This is a genomic window from Vibrio eleionomae (assembly GCF_009874545.1).
Classification (GTDB): Bacteria; Pseudomonadota; Gammaproteobacteria; order Enterobacterales; family Vibrionaceae; genus Vibrio; species Vibrio nitrifigilis.
In genome coordinates, this window is sequence record NZ_WEKT01000125.1 from 1 (window position 1) to 607 (window position 607).

Annotated in this window: 1 protein-coding gene; it reads left to right on the plus strand. The window is 29.0% G+C overall.

The window, feature by feature from the left end; all coding sequences use genetic code 11:
* Positions 1-276 precede the first annotated feature (276 nt).
* A partial coding sequence (locus F9817_RS23735) for a PTS glucose/sucrose transporter subunit IIB (protein WP_161158663.1) occupies positions 277-607 on the plus strand: 331 nt, incomplete at its 3' end.

Here is a 607-nt window from a genome sequence, read left to right on the forward strand (position 1 = left end):
AGTCTTTTGTTTATAACAGTGTGTCCCTGTTTTTAAATATTATTTTTCAATAACAAAATTCATGTTGAAGATGAAAAAATATAGTGATAACAATAAAGGAATAGAATATTTCACATGATGAAAGGGAGTGGGTTTATCCATTAATAATGGATTGGTTAAATAAGAATTTAATTCATTAGTTTTATGTATTTATCTATTTGAAGTTAAAAAGTTTGTGTACAGCATTGTAAGCGACAAGGAGTTGCTTCAGCTAAGAATCATAAGGAATCGTGATCTATGAACTTTATCAATATGTCTGAAACCATACTAGAAAATCTTGGTGGTGCTGATAATATTAATAATATAACCCACTGTGCAACAAGGTTAATAATCAGCTATAAAAACAAGAATCTAGTTAACGAAGATAAGATAAAAAATGCAGACAGCGTTGTCGGTTTTGTCAGTAAACAAGGTGGTATTCAAGTTATTATTGGCCCTAAAGTGGGCGAAGCTTATAACGACTTAATGGAAGTTATTAAAAAAGCATCTCCAACTCATAATATTGAAAGTGATAATAACAGTAATATTGATACAAGTGATGAATTAAATAAAGATACCCTATATTATG